General features: G+C 55.1%; 1 protein-coding gene. It reads left to right on the top strand.

The features are described 5' to 3' along the window. Window positions 1–83: 83 nt before the first annotated feature. Window positions 84–1,163, top strand: a complete 1,080-nt coding sequence (locus HKD31_RS15900) for an IS5 family transposase (RefSeq protein ID WP_099287329.1) — start codon at window positions 84–86, stop codon at window positions 1,161–1,163. Window positions 1,164–1,226 lie beyond the last annotated feature (63 nt).

Here is a 1,226-nt window from a genome sequence, read left to right as displayed (position 1 = left end):
ACCTGGAGGGTTCGAAAAACCTTCTGGATTTGAGGGTTCCTCTGTGATTCCATCTCTCCTGCGTTGATTGGGGATGATGGCAGATGAAGCAGCCTGGTTTCTTTGATGTTGAAGAGCGGCTGGCCCGGTTAAGCGGGCTTGGCGATCAGCTTGAGGCATTTTCCCGGACTGTGGATTTTGAGGTGTTCCGCCCTGATCTGGAGAAGGCTCTGGCCTATTCAGATGGGAGCAAAGGTGGACGACCGCCGTTTGATCCCGTGTTGATGTTCAAGATTCTGGTGATCCAGACGCTGAACAATCTGTCCGACGAGCGAACGGAATATTTGATCAACGACCGCCTGTCCTTCATGCGTTTCCTCGGTCTGGGACTGTCGGACCGGGTACCTGATGCCAAAACGGTCTGGCTGTTCCGTGAGCGTCTGGCCCAGGCGGGAGCTATTGAAAGACTGTTTGACCGGTTTGATGCCACTCTGCGGACCGCCGGTTATCTGCCAAGGTCCGGCCAGATCCTGGATGCGACATTGGTAGCCGCCCCAAAGCAGCGCAATACGAACGCTGAGAAAGCTGACCTCCGGGCAGGGCGTATTCCTGAAGATTGGCAGGACAAACCCGCAAAGCTGTCGCATAAGGACCGTCATGCGCGCTGGACACTGAAGTTTACCAAAGCGAAGCGGCAGGATGACGGGACGATCCCAGCCACGGACCTCGCCATTCCGTTCTTTGGCTACAAGTCCCATGTTTCCATCGACCGGAAGTTCCGGTTCATCCGGAAATGGAAGACAACGGATGCTGCTGCCAGTGATGGTGCCAGACTGCGCGAGGGCCTTCTGGATAAAACCAATACGGCCTCAAGCGTCTGGGCTGATACAGCGTATCGCTCGAAAGCCAATGAGGACTTCATGGACAAGCAGGGCTTTGTCTCGAAGGTTCACAGGAAAAAGCCGCATCTCAAACCTATGCCCCGGCATATCCAGAAATCGAATGCTGGAAAGTCGGTGGTCCGATCTCGTGTCGAGCATGTCTTTGCCGATCAGAAATCGCAAATGGGTCTGTTCGTCCGAACTGTCGGTATCACCCGGGCCACCATGAGGATCGGCCTTGCCAATATCGTCTATAATATGCGCCGCTTCCTTTTCCTCGAAAGATTGAACGCGAGCGCGTAGTCCTCCCACTGGCGATGGACCGTGATCTGCTCAAAACGCAGAGCGAAAGTCACCCCGGAAACC

Source organism: Gluconobacter potus (assembly GCF_015244705.1).
Classification (GTDB): domain Bacteria; phylum Pseudomonadota; class Alphaproteobacteria; order Acetobacterales; family Acetobacteraceae; genus Gluconobacter; species Gluconobacter potus.
Note: the sequence above shows the minus strand (reverse complement) of the source record. Positions and strands in the feature narration are given on the sequence as shown.

Coding starts and splice junctions, on each gene's coding strand:
- HKD31_RS15900 (WP_099287329.1), top strand. CDS start 84: ATGAAGCAGCCTGGTTTCTTTGATGTTGAAGAGCGGCTGGCCCGGTTA.